Origin of the sequence: Chitinophaga rhizophila (genome assembly GCF_019492185.1) — a bacterium.
Taxonomy (GTDB): domain Bacteria; phylum Bacteroidota; class Bacteroidia; order Chitinophagales; family Chitinophagaceae; genus Chitinophaga; species Chitinophaga rhizophila.
In genome coordinates, this window is sequence record NZ_JAICCF010000003.1 from 1,047,267 (window position 1) to 1,063,161 (window position 15,895).

General features: G+C 45.5%; 13 protein-coding genes. All 13 read left to right on the forward strand.

What is annotated here, in order from left to right:
• The first annotated feature begins 42 nt into the window (after positions 1 to 42).
• The 13 genes from porG (at position 43) to K1Y79_RS18915 (ending at position 15,885) form a co-directional block, all read left to right on the forward strand.
• Positions 43 to 909: a type IX secretion system protein PorG gene (porG, locus tag K1Y79_RS18855; RefSeq protein WP_220251711.1), complete on the forward strand. Its 867-nt coding sequence runs from the start codon at positions 43 to 45 to the stop codon at positions 907 to 909.
• 231 nt (positions 910 to 1,140) lie between these two features.
• Complete coding sequence (locus K1Y79_RS18860) at positions 1,141 to 1,902, forward strand: isoprenyl transferase (RefSeq protein ID WP_220251712.1); 762 nt, start codon at positions 1,141 to 1,143, stop codon at positions 1,900 to 1,902.
• Positions 1,883 to 4,627, forward strand: coding sequence for a BamA/OMP85 family outer membrane protein (locus K1Y79_RS18865; RefSeq protein WP_220251713.1), 2,745 nt, complete (start codon positions 1,883 to 1,885; stop codon positions 4,625 to 4,627). Before K1Y79_RS18860 ends, K1Y79_RS18865 begins: the two co-directional genes overlap by 20 nt.
• Before the next feature lie 182 nt (positions 4,628 to 4,809).
• Positions 4,810 to 5,346, forward strand: coding sequence for an OmpH family outer membrane protein (locus K1Y79_RS18870; RefSeq protein ID WP_220251714.1), 537 nt, complete (start codon positions 4,810 to 4,812; stop codon positions 5,344 to 5,346).
• A gap of 64 nt (positions 5,347 to 5,410) precedes the next feature.
• Positions 5,411 to 5,920, forward strand: a complete 510-nt coding sequence (locus tag K1Y79_RS18875; protein WP_220251715.1) for an OmpH family outer membrane protein — start codon at positions 5,411 to 5,413, stop codon at positions 5,918 to 5,920.
• Positions 5,921 to 6,098: 178 nt separating this feature from the next.
• Positions 6,099 to 6,254 carry a 50S ribosomal protein L34 gene (gene rpmH / locus K1Y79_RS18880; RefSeq protein ID WP_012788729.1) on the forward strand — a complete coding sequence of 52 codons (156 nt, stop codon included), beginning with the start codon at positions 6,099 to 6,101 and terminating at the stop codon, positions 6,252 to 6,254.
• 99 nt (positions 6,255 to 6,353) lie between these two features.
• Entirely contained in the window at positions 6,354 to 6,743 is a 390-nt protein-coding gene (locus K1Y79_RS18885) for a ribonuclease P protein component (RefSeq protein WP_220251996.1), read from the forward strand.
• Positions 6,743 to 6,973 (forward strand): membrane protein insertion efficiency factor YidD, encoded by a 231-nt coding sequence (gene yidD / locus K1Y79_RS18890; RefSeq protein WP_220251716.1) that lies wholly within the window; start codon positions 6,743 to 6,745, stop codon positions 6,971 to 6,973. Before K1Y79_RS18885 ends, yidD begins: the two co-directional genes overlap by 1 nt.
• Positions 6,974 to 7,088: 115 nt before the next feature.
• On the forward strand, positions 7,089 to 8,756 hold the full coding sequence (locus tag K1Y79_RS18895) for a S41 family peptidase (RefSeq protein ID WP_220251717.1): 1,668 nt from the start codon (positions 7,089 to 7,091) through the stop codon (positions 8,754 to 8,756).
• Positions 8,757 to 8,934: 178 nt separating this feature from the next.
• Entirely contained in the window at positions 8,935 to 9,600 is a 666-nt protein-coding gene (locus K1Y79_RS18900) for an RNA polymerase sigma factor (protein ID WP_220251718.1), read from the forward strand.
• A gap of 65 nt (positions 9,601 to 9,665) precedes the next feature.
• Positions 9,666 to 10,709, forward strand: coding sequence for a FecR family protein (locus K1Y79_RS18905; RefSeq protein ID WP_220251719.1), 1,044 nt, complete (start codon positions 9,666 to 9,668; stop codon positions 10,707 to 10,709).
• A gap of 11 nt (positions 10,710 to 10,720) precedes the next feature.
• Positions 10,721 to 14,203 carry a SusC/RagA family TonB-linked outer membrane protein gene (locus tag K1Y79_RS18910; protein ID WP_220251720.1) on the forward strand — a complete coding sequence of 1,161 codons (3,483 nt, stop codon included), beginning with the start codon at positions 10,721 to 10,723 and terminating at the stop codon, positions 14,201 to 14,203.
• Between the two features lie 8 nt (positions 14,204 to 14,211).
• Positions 14,212 to 15,885, forward strand: a complete 1,674-nt coding sequence (locus K1Y79_RS18915; RefSeq protein WP_220251721.1) for a RagB/SusD family nutrient uptake outer membrane protein — start codon at positions 14,212 to 14,214, stop codon at positions 15,883 to 15,885.
• Positions 15,886 to 15,895: the final 10 nt, after the last annotated feature.

The following is a 15,895-nucleotide window of genomic DNA, read 5'->3' on the forward strand; positions in this document are numbered from 1 at the left end:
TCGCGTTTTAGGAATTATCGTCGCGTTAAGCAGTACCGATCTATGGGTAAACCTTACTTTTTCTTCAAGTGTTTCTTAAAGTCCGGCCTCGTAGCAGCAATATCCCTGTTCCTGACGCCCGCTTTTGCGCAGAATGAGCTGTCATATACCGGGGAACTGGGTATTTCAGTGGGTGCTGCTCACTATTTTGGCGACCTGAATACCAAAGGGGCGCTCAATGCAGCTAAGCCTTCTGTGGGTATTTACTACAGAAAATACATGAACGACTATATTGGCGTACGTGTACATGGGCGTTTCATGCAGCTGGGATATTCGGATGTTTATAATAAGAATGATTTTCAGCACAGACGTAACCTGAGCTTTAATACAGATGTATTTGAGCTGGGGTTGCAGGGTGATTTTAACTTTTTCCGGTTTGAGCCGGGATCCCAGATATACCGCTTTACGCCCTATTTCACAGGTGGGGCTTCCCTTTTCTACTTTAACCCCTATGCTTATCTGAATGGGTTAAAATACCGTTTACAGCCATTACGTACCGAGGGGCAGGGTAGTGCCATGTACCCGGAGCGTAAGCCTTACAGCCTTACTTCCCTGGCATTTGTGTTGGGAGGTGGTTTTAAGTATAACGTTTCTCGTAAGGTCAACGTGGGGCTGGAGGTATTGTACCGCTTTACCCAGACTGACTACCTGGATGATGTCAGCACGACCTATGCCGGTTCTGCTGTGTTTCCGCCTGATGTTCAGGGACATAGCACGGTAGCCTACCTGTTACAGGACAGGTCTTATGCTACAGGAGACCGTATCGGGGTGGCAGGGCGTCAGCGTGGAAACAGCCGGGATAAGGACCAGTTTGTCACGGCGGAGCTCACAATCAGCATTTTATTTACCTCTTACAGATGTAAATTCTGATTTCGCAGTCATAGACTGCCAGTTGGCAGTTCAATAAGGGCAATTGGCCTATTTTGTTAAATTTTTATTACCGCTGTTTCCCCCAAAACAGCGATCAGCAAAGGGTTTCGCTGTTAAAACTACGTTAAAACCCCGGTCCACTATTTGCCGGGAAAGGCATAATTCTATTTTTGTATCTTTGCAAACTTTACTAAAAATCTGTATCGATATTATAATCCGCCGGAGATACTCATGAGTTTGAAGGATAAATTAGACTTGCAACGGTTACCACGACATATTGCCATCATTATGGATGGAAATGGCCGTTGGGCTAAAGAGCGTGGCCAGGACAGACTTTTCGGACACCATGAGGGGGTCGAAAGTGTCCGTAATATTACCGAAGCCTGTGCTGAATTAGGTATCGGGTATCTGACCTTATATGCTTTTTCAACAGAAAACTGGGACCGCCCCGTTTACGAAGTAAACGGTATAATGGAATTACTCGTAAATACCATCCGAAGTGAGGTAGGCACTCTCATGAAGAACAATATCCGGCTGCATGTCATTGGAGACATGGATATGCTGCCCGGCAATTGTAAAACTGGTATGGAAGAAGCCATGTCCATTACCAGTCAGAATACTGGTCTCAATCTGGTGATGGCGCTTAGCTATAGTGCCCGCTGGGAGATCGTTAATGCCGCAAAGAACATCGCTCAGGATGTTAAAGATGGTAAGCTTGCCCCTGAAGCAGTAACCCCCGATATGTGGCAGAAATACCTTTGTACAGCTACATTGCCCGATCCGGAGCTGATGATCAGGACAAGCGGAGAATGCAGGATCAGCAACTTCCTACTATACCAGTTGGCGTATGCGGAATTGTATTTTACCGACACCCGTTGGCCGGATTTCCGCAAAGAACACCTTTACGAAGCCATCCTCAATTATCAGAACAGAGAAAGGCGCTTTGGTAAAACAAGCGAACAAATACAGCAGAATGAAGAAATTATTTCCTAAGAGCCTACTGGCCATAGTATTATGTTGCAGTGCAGGCATTCGTGTGTCCGCTCAGACCAGAGACACCCTTCCTGCACCTGTACCAACACCTGACCAGCAAGCGGCGGGATTGAATTTATCAGGTCCGTTACAAGCACAACCCTACGAAATCGCTGATATCACCATCGTAGGTACCCAGTATCTGGACAAATCACTGCTGATTTCCCTGTCTGGTCTGAATATTGGCGATAAAGTGGTATACCCTGGTGGCGACCAGTTCGCAAAAGCCATCCAGAGCCTCTGGGGCCAGCGCTTGTTTGCTAACGTTGCTATTTATGTTACCAAAATACAAGACGGAAAGATCTGGCTGGAAATAGAACTCCAGGAACGTCCCCGTCTGAATAACTTCGTTTTCAGAGGTGTTAAAAAGTCTGAAACAGAAGAACTGATCAAAAAAGCCGGCTTACGTAAAGGAGCAGTAGTGACCGAAAGCATGAAACAGAATGCAATCGGCATTATCTCAAAACATTACGCTGATAAAGGCTTCCGCAGTGCCGCCGTCACCATCAACGAAAGAGTAGATACCTCTCAGGTAAATGCCTCTGACCTGGTGATTACTGTGGTGAAAGGTGGTAAAGCCAAAGTAAATGATATCTACATTGTAGGTAACCAGAATATCAAGGATGCCAAGGTGAAAAAGAGAATGAAAGGTACAAAAGAACGTACCCGCCTCACCCTGCACCCTGTTTATGAACCGGTTTATGTGGATTCTACTGAACTGCAGGAAAACTATTGGAAAACCTTCGGGTTCCTTTACCCTTCCCGCACCCTCGATCAGTTAGATCCTTACTTCCGCTTCAAATTGTTCGCTTCTGCCAAATTCAACGAAAACAAATACGAAGAAGATAAAGAGAAAGTAATCGCTTTCTATAATACACAAGGTTACCGTGACGCGGTGCTCGTAAGAGACACTACCTACCGTTCCAGTAACGGTGGCGTTAACGTGGCCATGCAGATCGCTGAAGGTAAAAAGTACTATTTCGGTAACATCTCCTGGAAAGGGAACAGCCGTTATAACGACTCCCTGCTGACCCGTGTACTCGGTATCAGAAAAGGAGATGTGTATAACCAGGAGCTGCTGCAGAAACGCTTACTGTCTTCTGAAGGTGGCGATATCGGTGGTATGTACATGGACTTCGGTTACCTGTTCTTCCGTGCAGACCCGGTGGAAGTTGCCATCCATGGCGATACCATTGATTATGAGATCCGTATCTCTGAAGGTCCGCAGGCAACAATTAAAGATGTACGTATTGCCGGTAACGAAAAGACCAATGAACACGTTATCCGTCGTGAGCTCCGTACACTGCCAGGTGAGAAGTTCAGCCGTACTGACCTGATCCGCTCTAACCGTGAGATCGCCAACCTCGGTTTCTTCAACCCTGAGAAAATCGGTATGGACCCGATTCCTAACATCCAGGACGGTACCGTAGATATTAACTATACTGTAGAAGAGAAAGCAAATGACCAGCTGGAACTTTCTGCAGGATGGGGTGGTTACATCGGTCTGACCGGTACTTTAGGTGTGACCTTTAATAACTTCTCCCTCCGTAACATCTTCAGTAAAGAAACCTGGGATCCTTTGCCAAGTGGCGACGGACAGAAACTTTCTGTACGTATATCCTCCAACGGTAAAGCATTCCGTTCCTATAACTTCTCTTTCACTGAACCATGGTTAGGTGGTAAAAAGCGTAACCAGTTCTCTGTCAGCTTCTATAGCAGCTACCAGAACCCGAACGCTTATTCTGCCTATATATATGGTAGCACCCTGTCTAACGACGCATACTTCAAAGTATTGGGTGGTTCCATCTCCCTGGGTAAACAGCTGAAATGGCCGGATGACTTCTTCACCCTGATCTACTCGCTGAACTATCAGCAGTATAAACTGAAGAACTACAACTATTTCAATATTCCAGGTTTCTCCAGTGGTACTTCCAACAACGTCAACCTGAAACTGACCCTGTCACGTTCTTCTGTTAACCAACAGATCTATCCAAGCAGTGGTTCAAACTTCATGTTGTCTGGACAGTTTACACCACCGTACTCTATGTTCAATCCGGACAGAGATTACAAACTGGAATCCATCAAAGATCAGTTCAGCTTCATCGAATACCAGAAATACCGCTTCAATGCTGAATGGTATGTACCATTGAGCAGACCTAAAGGCTCTGACAACAAGGTGTTTGTAATGAAAGTAGCTGCCAAGTTTGGTTACATCGGACGTTACAACAACCGCACAACGTTGTCTCCGTTCGGCCGCTTTGAACTGGGTGGTGATGGTCTGAGTAACTTCGCAATCTATGACCGTGATATCATCTCTCAAAGAGGTTATCCGGTATATTATACCTCCGATCCTAGGATGAATGCTGAAACCGGCCAGCCAAGCGGCTACGAAGGTTTCACTGTGTTCAACAAGTATGTGATGGAGTTACGTTATCCGTTCTCACTGAACCCAAGTTCTACCATCTTTGGTCTGGCATTCCTGGAAGCCGGTAACGGTTACCGTGATGTGAAAGACTTCAATCCGTTCAGATTGCGCCGTTCCGCAGGTCTTGGTATGCGTTTCTACCTGCCGATGTTTGGTCTGCTTGGATTTGACTACGGTATAGGTTTCGATCGTCTGCAATCAGGCAACGGTCTGAAAGACGCAGCGAAATTCACCTTCATGTTAGGCTTCGAACCGGAATAATAGTCAGGCGGCTGGCTGAGTATATTGTAACAGTTGATATTCAGCCAGTCGCATGATAAAATGAAGCAGATAGAATGGACGTAAAGTAGTAGAAGGAGATTGATGTTAGAATAAACTTTAAATTATATATTGCAATTTCGGACCCTGGTATCAATTTGGCAGGTAATTTGAAAACGACAAGTATGAAAAAAATATCCCTCATCGCCGCCGTTCTGTTCAGTTGTACGATTTCGGCCTTTGCGCAACGTTATTGTGTGATCGATACAAAATACATCCTGGACAATGTGCCTGATTATAAGGAAGCACAAGGTAAGCTGGATGCTGTGGCTGAACAGTGGCAGAAAGAAATAGATGCTAAGTTCCTGGAAGTAGACAAGATGTATAAATCTTATCAGGCAGAACAGGTTATGTTGACTGAAGAACTGAAACACAAACGTGAGGAAGAAATAATAGCAAAGGAAAAAGAAGCAAAAGACCTGCAGAAGAAACGTTTTGGATATGAAGGCGATCTTTTCAAGAAACGTGAGGAGCTGGTAAAGCCCGTTCAGGATAAAGTCTATAATGCCGTACAGAAACTGGCAGCGCAGAGAATGTATGACTTTGTATTGGACAAATCAGGTGGTATTACCGTAATCTTCTCCGACCCTAAACTGGATAAGAGTGACGACATCCTCCGTTCCCTGGGTATCAAGAAAGACGCACCGGCTACAGGCGAGTAAATCTTAGCAACCATTTTATAACCTTTGTATTAGTATTAAAAGTTTTTTAAACACAGACAACATCATGAAGAAGTATGTAATTATTGCTTTCGTGGCAGTTTCAGGATTGTTCAGCGTAAATGCAATGGCTCAGTCCAAGGTTGGACATATTAACGCTCAAGCTCTGATCGAGGCTATGCCAGAGGCACAGACTGCACAGAAAACACTGCAGCAGTTTGCAGAGGAGCTGGATAAAGATGGTAAAGGACTGATCGAAGAATATCAGAAGAAACTGGCTGAATTTGACAAAGGTGCGGCTACTATGACTGATAACATGAAGGAGATCAAAACCAAAGAGATCCAGACTGCTCAGAAAAACATACAGGACTACCAGGAATCTGCTCAGCAGAAGATCGAACAGAGACGTGGTGATATCCTGAAACCAATCTACGATAAAGCCCGTAAAGCAATCGAAGATGTAGCTAAAGAAAAAGGTTACGCTTATGTAATCGACAGCTCTGTAGGTGTACTGCTGGTATCTCCTGCAGGCGATGATCTGTCAGCTGCTGTTAAAACCAAACTGGGTATCAAATAATTCGTTATAAGAGTTATTAAACTTTGTATGTCTGCCCCGGAGGCCTTCCGGGGCAGATTTTTTTAGAAAACACTTTACTATTTGATATTTTTCCCTACCTTTGCCTTCCGTTTTAAAAACAGGATTCCGCAATACGGGATAGTGTTTAGTATAGTACAGGTAAAAACAAAATATTAAAATGAAACGTACTTTTCAACCGCATAACAGACGCAGAAAGAGCGTTCATGGTTTTAGAAAGAGAATGGAAACTGCTAACGGCCGTAAAGTATTAGCTTCCCGCAGAGCTAAAGGACGTAAGAAATTAACTGTTTCTGACGAGCGGAAGCTGAAATAAGAACCGCTGTTACTGCGTAAACAACACGAGCGCAGGCTTTGAGGCTGGTTCTTGATAGAACAGAATGTATCGCTATTGGGTTGATAAATCGAACTTGCCATAAAAACTTATTCTTTTAACAAGGAAGAAAGGTTAAAAAGCAGAAAACTCATTGAAACGCTTTTTCGGGAAGGAAAAGCGTTTTCTGTTTTTCCCTACCGTGTAGTTTACATGACGGTAGATCAACCTGGAAATAAATATCCCGTACAAGCCGGTTTTAGCGCTTCTACGAAACGGTTCCCCCATGCCGTAGACCGTAACCGTGTAAAACGCCTTACACGCGAATGCTGGCGCCTGCAAAAGCAGGACTTTTACAACATACTGCAGCAACACTCCCGTCAGCTGCTCGTATTCTTTATCTATACAGATAAGAAAATCGCTCCCTACGCTACCCTGCACCATAAAATTTCGGTAATTTTAAAGAAGCTGGAAAAAGAAATGGTGCAATAATGAAAGTCTTACGATACTTAAGCTACCCGTTTATATGGCTCATCAGGATCTATCAATGGGGGCTATCCCCACTGCTCGGTGCTAATAAATGCCGCTATACCCCCACCTGCTCACAATACGGTGTGGAAGCCCTGCAAAAACATGGGCTGCTCAAAGGCGGTTACCTCACCATTAAACGGATATTGTCCTGCAACCCCTGGGGTGGCCATGGACACGACCCCGTACCTTAAGCCGGAGATGCTCATCTATTAGGATAGATTCCAATGTTTTAACAGTTTATGTTTAATAGATTGACTAAATTTCACAGCAGAAGACTTTTCTCTGTAACAGATAACTGAATGACCTATGCGTGAATTTTTTCGCAGAAAAAGAAGAATAGTGCTGGTATTAGTCCTGCTGATAGGCGGTGGCATGAGTATCATGGCCTATAACGAGAAGGATAAATACTTCGAGATCGCCAAGAACCTCGACATATTCGCCGCTTTCTACCGCGAACTGAACACCTACTACGTAGATGAACTGCCGCCGGAAAAAGTCATGCGTAAAGGCATCGACGCTATGCTGGAAGAAACTGACCCTTACACAGACTTCATCGCAGAAGAGAACCTCGACGAACTCAAATTCATGGCTACCGGTAAATATGGCGGCGTAGGCGTATCTGTCAATACAGACAGTGAAAGAACGGTCATCACCGATGTCTATGAAGGTGGCCCAATGGATAAAGCCGGTGTTAAACCCGGTGATATCATCCTCTCCCTCGACGGAAAAGATATCAAAGGGCTGGACCAGGAAGATATCAGCCGCCTGCTGAAAGGCGCTCCAGGATCCTCCCTGGATATGGTTACCAAACACCCCATTACCGGCGATCAAAACAATAAAAAAATCATCCGTGAAGAAATCAATGTCAAAGCTGTCAGCTTCTCAGGTATGACCAGCCAGGATATCGGTTACATCAGGATGACCCAATTCACTGAAAACAGTGGTGAACGTGTACAGAGCGCCTTTACAGAACTAAAAAAACAATACCCGGGCATGAAAGGCCTCATCCTTGACCTCAGAGGTAACCCAGGTGGGTTACTCGACGAAGCAGTGATCGTAGCCAACATCTTCGTGGATAAGAATAAAACCATTGTCAGCACAAAAGGAAAGGTAAAAAGCTGGGACCGGGAATATAAAACTGAATCGCCCGCTGTAGATGCACACATGCCGCTGGTAGTACTGACCAACCGCTCCTCAGCCTCCGCCTCCGAAATTGTTGCAGGCGCTATTCAGGACCTCGACAGGGGCGTTATTATCGGACAGCGCTCCTTTGGTAAAGGACTGGTGCAAACGACCCGCCCGCTGCCTTATAATGCAAAACTTAAGGTAACTACCGCCAAATACTATACTCCCAGCGGACGCTGTATCCAGGCGATCGACTATTCCCACAGAAACAGCGATGGCGAGGTAGAACTAACAGCCGATTCACTGCGTAAGTCATTCAATACCGTTGCCGGCCGTAAAGTAAGAGACGGCGGCGGTATAGAACCGGATAATGCCGTAGATCCGACCCTGCTTAGCCAGGTAGCCATTACCCTGCTGCGTAAACAGTATATCTTTGACTTTGCCACTCAGTACTATTACAGCCATCCTAAAATTGCTGCTGCCAGTACCTTTGCCCTCAGTGAAGAAGATTTCGCCGACTTTATCAAATATCTCGATGGCAGAAACTATAATTATAAAACCCGTAGCGAGGAAGCACTGGAAACATTCCAGGCTACTGCCAGAAAAGAAAAATATTATGATGCTGTAGCAAAAGAGTTTGAAGCACTGCAGGTAAAGATGAAACATGACAAGAAGCAGGATCTGCTGAAGAATAAAACAGAGATCAAACGCCTGCTGGAAGAAGAGATTGCCAGCCGCTACTATATGCAGCGTGGCCGTATCGAAAAGTCGCTCTCCAGCGATAATGAGGTAACAACTGCCATTGCTGTACTGCATTCACCGGAACGTTATCAGCAGCTGCTGAAATAATTATACTTAACTGACTATCATCAAGTCCATAGATGTGAGCGCCTGGCGAACGTCTATGGACTTTTTTTATGTCATACCCTTGCACAATAGCGGTATATTTAGTTAATTGAATGATAACATAACAAGCAGGTCATTATCAATAATTTTACGTCTTTCCGTCAAGAATGAGATGTATGCTATGCTACACATAGACGCCGCTGTATGGGAAGCCTGCCAGGCAGGAGATAAAGGAGCCTACGCTCAGATCTACAGGCTGTATTATCCCCGCTTGTATAACTATGGCTGTAAGTTGACAGATAATGTTGTGCTGATTGAAGACAGCATTCAGGAAATCTTTGTGCGTTTCTGGATCAACCGTGAGCAGCTATCTGCTATACGGGAGTTCAGAAGCTATCTGTTTGTGTCCTTTCGTAACTATCTCTTCCGGCTATTATCCCAAAGCAGAGAGTTACACGCTGACCTGCCCGATGAAGAGCGATATGTGTTTGCCCTTGAACTGTCTGCCGAGCAGCAACAGATGGCAAAAGAAGAAGAGTACCAGCAACATCATATGCTGAGGAGCGCACTTGAAAGTCTTACCCCCAGACAAAAAGAAGCTATCTTCTTCCGCTTCTATGAAAACATGGAATATGACGAAATAGCCGCCATTCTCCAGATCTCTGTAAAAGCTACATATAAACTAATGGCCCGCGCTATTGAAGTATTGCGTAATGCCTACCATACTATGCCGTTGGTAACAGCTATGATGACATTTGCTACACTGGTCGCTGCTTTAGGCAGTGTGCAATTGTCTGCCGCTATTACGGGCACAACGCTATTTCCACTACCTGAAAACTTTTTATAAAAAAAGTTACCACTCCATGGGGTAAAATAAATACCAGCTGGCTCCTATGATTGTAACAGGCAAACATGGAGCTACCTAAACACTACGACGACTACACAACAGACGATTTTATCAAAGACGACGCCTTCCTGCATTGGGTTCATTATCCCGATCAGGCAAGTGACGAACTATGGCAAACATGGCTTGCCACTCATCCGTATAAGCGGCAGCAGGTAGAAGAAGCGCGTAACTTAATTATACAGCTGCAATTCAAAGAGCAGCTGCCCGATGAATCGGCGATAGAAATGTCACTTGGCCGCAACCTGTTATTGCTTGAAGCTGCTGAAAGAACGATAGTTCCGGTAGCCAAACCTCGTAGCATAAAGCGTCTGCTATGGTGGGCAGCCGCGGCTGCTGTAATTGCGGGTATAATCATCACTGCCGGTTACCTGTTACGCCCGGCTCCGATCACGACTATACAAGCTTATGCCGCCGATGTAAGGACGGTATGGCTGCCCGATAGCTCAATAGTCAGACTAAACGCAGGTGCGGAGATATCTTATCATTCAGACTGGCGGAGTGGTAGTCAACGAGAGGTATGGTTGAAAGGAGAAGCCTTCTTCGATATCAAACCTTCTTCAGCGGGTATTCATGCACCTGAAGAATTTATTGTACACAGCGGCAACGTATTGATTGATGTATTAGGTACTTCATTTAATGTCAGAGAGAATAAGGTATTTACAACTGTTACCTTAAATACCGGTAAGATCAAACTACGTTTTAAAGATCTGCCGGAAACTCCTATGGTGTTAACTCCCGGAGATTTTGTCAAATATGATGTTACCGGAAATAAAATTATCCGGAAGAAAGTAAATCCTGCATTATATGCCGTCTGGAAAGAAAATCATCAGCACCTGGAGAAAATAAAACTACAGGAAATAGCCAGTTACATAGAAGATACTTACAACTACCATGTGAAGATCAGCAGCAGGCAACTGGCACAGCAGGAACTGTCCGGAAGCCTGCGTGTAAAAGATGAAGCTTCTTTGCTGGAGACATTAGCATTTGCATTAAGCCTGAAAATAGAAAAGGAAGCAGATACACTTTTCATACGATCCAGTAACCAATAAAAATATCAGATATGCTCGCAAATGTACCTATTAAAAAGTTGGGCAGATGTACCTTGCTATACGCCTGCCTGATAGGGCCGCCTGCCTATGCGCAGGACCTGGCGCTCGCCAATGATGCTGTACACGCCTCTTCCTCCGGACAAGGCCAGGTACAGACGCTGGGACAGATATTGCAGGATATAGAAAAGAAGCATGCTGTCAGTTTCCTTTGCAGATCTGAATTGCTGCAGATGAAGATTAATAAGGGCAGAGAAAGTTTCAGAGATAAGACTTTTGCCCGTATACTGCAATCGCTTATCAAACCATATGGTTTGGAGATGAAACAGATTACGCCACAACAATTCGCTATCTCTGCTGATGACATTAATACAGCGCCTGTATCTGCTGATGCAGCAACTGTATCAATCGGAGACATCAGGAATGTATGGAGTGGTAATAGTACAGCCACTGGTAATACATGGAAAAGTATAGCGTTTGTACGTGTAACTGGTACTGTAAAGAGTGCCACAGGTGTACCATTGCCCGGTGTTACTATCATGGTCAAAGGCGCTGCTAACGGCACCGTTACTAATGCTGATGGCCGCTTTGAGATCAGTGTGCCAGGCAATGATGCTGTGCTTGTATTCTCTTACATCGGATACTTCCCTAAAGAAGTAACTGTTGACGGTCAGCAAACTATTGATGTAGTATTAAGTGAAGATTCCCGCCAGTTAAATCAGGTGGTAGTGGTAGGTTTTGGTACGCAAAAGAAAGTGAACCTTACAGGCGCTGTGAATATGATAGGGGAGAAGGAGCTGGAAGGAAGACCGGTTACTTCTATGTCCAATGCCTTACAAGGCTTAATGCCTGGTCTGACGGTAGTAAGCAACAGTGGGTTCCCCGGCGATCCGAAAGCAACAATCAGGGTGCGTGGAATCGGTACTACCAACAACTCAAATCCTTTTATACTGATTGATGGTGTGCCGGGTGATCTCAACTTTCTGAATCCGACAGATATTGAAAGCGTATCTGTATTGAAAGACGCTGCTTCCGCAGCTATATATGGGTCGCGCGCAGCAAATGGTGTGATACTTGTCACGACAAAAAAAGGCAAGCTGAATCAGGCTCCTACAGTTACTTACAACGGCTTCTATGGTATGCAGCGTCCTTATGCGCTGCCTAAGATGGTGGGCGCAGCAGAATATATGTCTATGCTGAATGAAGCACAGCGTAACGTAGGTTTGCCCGAAACATATACATCAGCTGATATTCAGAAAGCTATAGATGGCACTGACCCTGACTTCTTCGCAAATACAAACTGGCCTAAAACCCTGATTAAATCACATACGCCCTTACAGGAGCACAACCTGAGTCTGAACGGCGGGGCACAACATTTATCTTACTACCTGTCTTATGGCAGGATGGACCAGAAAGGCTTGGTAGTAGGAGATCAGTATAAAGCCCTGCGCAATAACCTGCGTGCTAGAGTAAATGCATTGACCTTGTTCAATGTACTTGATCTGGATGCCAACATCGGTTACATTGACCGTACGCAGAATCAGCCGGCAGGTGGTACCGATGAAAACTCAGGACCTATTTATACCGCGCTGACGATGTCGCCGCTGAATCCTGTTAAATTCAGTAACGGTACCTGGGGATATGGAGGCGGCTCGAGCAACCCTGTAGCCATTGCTACAGATGGCGGCTATAACAACTTCAAGTCGCAGGAACTGACAGGCAATGTCTCCGGAAAACTCCACCTGACGCCTAACCTGGATATCACCGGACAATACGGTACTAATATCATTAATCAGCGACGCGCTACCTTCAGTCGTAAAATAGATTACTACTATCCTGATTCAGGAGAGTTCTGGTATACTAATGCTACCAGTAATAGTCTTGAGATGAGAGACTATACCAGCCGTATGAGCAATCTCTCGTTACTGCTTAATTATAGCCTCCAGGTACAGCACCATCATGTGAAATTATTGGGCGGTTACCAGCAGGAGACCTTCAGATATGAGTCCTTTGCTGCCAGCAAACAGAACTTTGTAAGCGATGATGTACCTGTGTTCAATCTGGGCTCTGATAATCCTAATTCATCAGGAGATGGCTACCAGTACGCGTTACGCTCCTGGTTTGGTCGTATGAATTATGACTTCAAAGAAAAGTACTTACTGGAGTTCAACTTCCGCTATGATGGTTCGTCCCGGTATGCAAAAGATGAGCGGTATGGCATATTCCCATCGGCTTCTGCCGGCTGGCGCTTTACACAGGAGAATTTCCTGAAAGAAAATACTGCTATGCGCTGGCTGAATGAAGGTAAGCTGAGGGTGTCTTACGGTAACCTCGGTAACCAGTTTGGCGCAGACGGAACAGCTTATTCCGAATGGTACCCTTACCAGCAGGTGGTGACAGGGGTAGGTACTATGCCTATCGGTAATATTCTTACCAGAGGCCTGGCGCAGACTAACCTGGCTAACCCGCTGTTGAGATGGGAGAAAGTAAATATGCTGAACATCGGTGTAGATCTCGCCTTCCTGAATAACCGGCTGACAGTTAGTGCTGACTGGTTCAACAAGCGTACGATGGATATACAGCTGAAGGTGCCGCAACCAGACATCCTCGGACTGGAAGTACCTGATCAGAATGCAGGGAATGTTTCCAATAAGGGCTGGGAAGTGATCCTGGGCTGGAATGATCATATCAGCGACTTCTCTTACGGACTTACTGCGCAGTTATCAGACGTAAGAAATAAAATAGAGAATCTGGGTGGTGCACCGCCGGTATTGGAAAACAGGATCCGTCAGGTAGGATATCCGATTGATGCGTTTTATGGTTACAGAACGGATGGGCTGGCACAGGAAAGCGATTTCACTAAGGATCCTGCTACGGGAGCGCTTACGCCTAATTTCGCCATCTTCGATGCTGACCGTGGTAAAGTAGCGCCTGGCGACCTGAAATACAGAGATCTGAACAATGATGGTAAGATCACGGCAGATAAAGACCGGGAAGTAATAGGTAATGCTTTCCCTCGTTATACTTACTCGCTGAGAGGTAATATGAGCTGGAAGAACTTTGACTTCTCTTTCTTCCTTCAGGGTGTTGGCAAGGGTAATGGCTACGTGGGAAGTATAGGCATACATACTTTCCAGGCCTACGGGTCTTACCCGCAGGAAGTACATAGAGACCACTGGACGCCAGAGAATCCGGATGCATGGTATCCTCGTTTTACTTTCCTTGATACACGTAACACCACCGCCAGGCAGTCAGACTACTGGATGCAGAACGCTGCCTACCTGCGCCTCAAGAATATACAGCTGGGATATAACCTCTCAGCACCATGGCTTAGCAAAGCCAGGATACAGCGGGTAAGAGCGTACGTGTCTGCAGACAACCTGCTTACAAAAACCAACTTCTTCTATGCATACGATCCTGAGACAGTATCTACCAGCGGAGGCGAGTATCCACAGGTAAAGACCGTCGTGTTTGGTATTAATGTCAACTTTAAATAATTACAGTAATGCGTTGTAAATATATTGTATACGGTATCCTGCTACTGGCGGTAACAATTGCCGGCTGTTCAAAGGATTTTCTCAACCGCTCTGCACTGGACGCTATTACCAGTGAGCAGTTCTGGAAAACAGAGCCCCAGTTGAAAATGGCTGTTAATGCCTGCTATGATTACCTGAAAGGTAAGAATGTGGTGGATATGGAGAACATGGGAGATAACACTATTTACCCACCATTAAGCGACTATCAGAATATCTCTACCGGCAACTTTGATTTTACATTGAATACCCTGAATAACGAATGGGTCAACCAGTATAAGGGTATCCGCCGTTGTAATCACTTCCTGGAAAACTACCAGAAAGCAGAAGGTATTAGGGAGGCTACTTTAAAGCAGTATGCTGGTGAGGCGCGTTTTCTGAGAGCTTTTCTGTATAGCTATCTTACATTCTTCTTCGGAGATGTACCGCTGGTTACTAATACCCTCAACATCGGCGACGAGCAGGTATATGGTCCGCGTACGCCAAGACTGGAAGTAGTTGATTTTATACTCCAGCAGCTGGATTCAGCCGCTGCCGAACTACCACTTAGTTATGGTGCTGCCGATCTGGGACGCATTACTAAAGGTGCAGCCCTGGGGTGGAAATCCCGCGTAGCATTGTTCTACGGCAGGTATGATGTGGCAGAAGCAGCCGCAAAAGCGGTAATGGATCTGAATGTATACCAGTTGTATGATAATGGAAATACAGCCACCAGCTATAATGAGTTGTTCTCCCACAAAGGTAAGCTGGCTGCAGGCGCTAACAAAGAGACGATTCTTGCCCGTTTATACCTGTTGAATGTGTCAATGCACAATATGAGCCGTGAAGCACAGGTGCCGGATCAAACGTCCCGTTTTAATCCTACCAAATCGCTGATAGACGCTTATCTATGTACCGACGGAAGACCTGTGGATAAGTCACCGCTGTATAATGAAGCTGCGCAGACAGCCTACGCCGATGTGTTTAAAAACAGGGACCCCCGTATGGTGCAAACCATACTGGCTCCTGGCAGTACATGGGGCGGTAAGGATGACGGAGATGCAGACGCAAATCCAAGTGATATCTATAACCTGCCAAAGTTCAACTCTGATAAAAAAGGCAGCGTGACAGCTACTGGTTATTATTTTACCAAGTATGTTGAAGTATCTGCTGTGGCCACTTACAATAAAGATCCTAATGATATTCATATCATGCGTTATGCCGAAATATTGCTCAATTATGCAGAAGCCAGGGAGATGCAGGGTAAACTGACCCAGGCCGATCTGGATATGACGATTAATCTGCTCAGGGACCGTGTAGGTATGCACCATATTATTATGACAGAGCTGGCCAGCTGGGGTATGGACCTGCGGGAGGAGATCCGCAGGGAGAGAAGAGTGGAGCTGGCGCTGGAAGGGCAGCGTTACTTTGACCTGCTGCGCTGGAAGAAAGGCGCATTGCTGGCTGAAGATGTTAAAGGAATGAAGAAGTCATTCATACCTGATTATATGCAGCCGTATGTAGCAGGAGTAGCAGTGGATGCAAAAGGATATATGATCATCAATACTAACCGCCGTTTTGTAGATCCTAAAAACTATCTCTGGCCGGTGCCGTTGACGCAGGTACAGCGTAACGTACAGTTAGGACAAAATCCTGGTTGGGAATAATTAAATCATG

Excerpts from the sequence above, each read along its gene's own strand:
- K1Y79_RS18875 (WP_220251715.1), top strand. The coding sequence starts at position 5,411 with ATGAAGAAGTATGTAATTATTGCTTTCGTGGCAGTTTCAGGATTGTTC.
- K1Y79_RS18905 (WP_220251719.1), top strand. The coding sequence starts at position 9,666 with ATGGAGCTACCTAAACACTACGACGACTACACAACAGACGATTTTATC.
- porG (WP_220251711.1), top strand. The coding sequence starts at position 43 with ATGGGTAAACCTTACTTTTTCTTCAAGTGTTTCTTAAAGTCCGGCCTC.
- K1Y79_RS18870 (WP_220251714.1), top strand. The coding sequence starts at position 4,810 with ATGAAAAAAATATCCCTCATCGCCGCCGTTCTGTTCAGTTGTACGATT.
- K1Y79_RS18915 (WP_220251721.1), top strand. The coding sequence starts at position 14,212 with ATGCGTTGTAAATATATTGTATACGGTATCCTGCTACTGGCGGTAACA.
- K1Y79_RS18900 (WP_220251718.1), top strand. The coding sequence starts at position 8,935 with ATGCTACACATAGACGCCGCTGTATGGGAAGCCTGCCAGGCAGGAGAT.
- K1Y79_RS18860 (WP_220251712.1), top strand. The coding sequence starts at position 1,141 with ATGAGTTTGAAGGATAAATTAGACTTGCAACGGTTACCACGACATATT.
- K1Y79_RS18910 (WP_220251720.1), top strand. The coding sequence starts at position 10,721 with ATGCTCGCAAATGTACCTATTAAAAAGTTGGGCAGATGTACCTTGCTA.
- K1Y79_RS18865 (WP_220251713.1), top strand. The coding sequence starts at position 1,883 with ATGAAGAAATTATTTCCTAAGAGCCTACTGGCCATAGTATTATGTTGC.
- yidD (WP_220251716.1), top strand. The coding sequence starts at position 6,743 with ATGAAAGTCTTACGATACTTAAGCTACCCGTTTATATGGCTCATCAGG.
- rpmH (WP_012788729.1), top strand. The coding sequence starts at position 6,099 with ATGAAACGTACTTTTCAACCGCATAACAGACGCAGAAAGAGCGTTCAT.
- K1Y79_RS18895 (WP_220251717.1), top strand. The coding sequence starts at position 7,089 with ATGCGTGAATTTTTTCGCAGAAAAAGAAGAATAGTGCTGGTATTAGTC.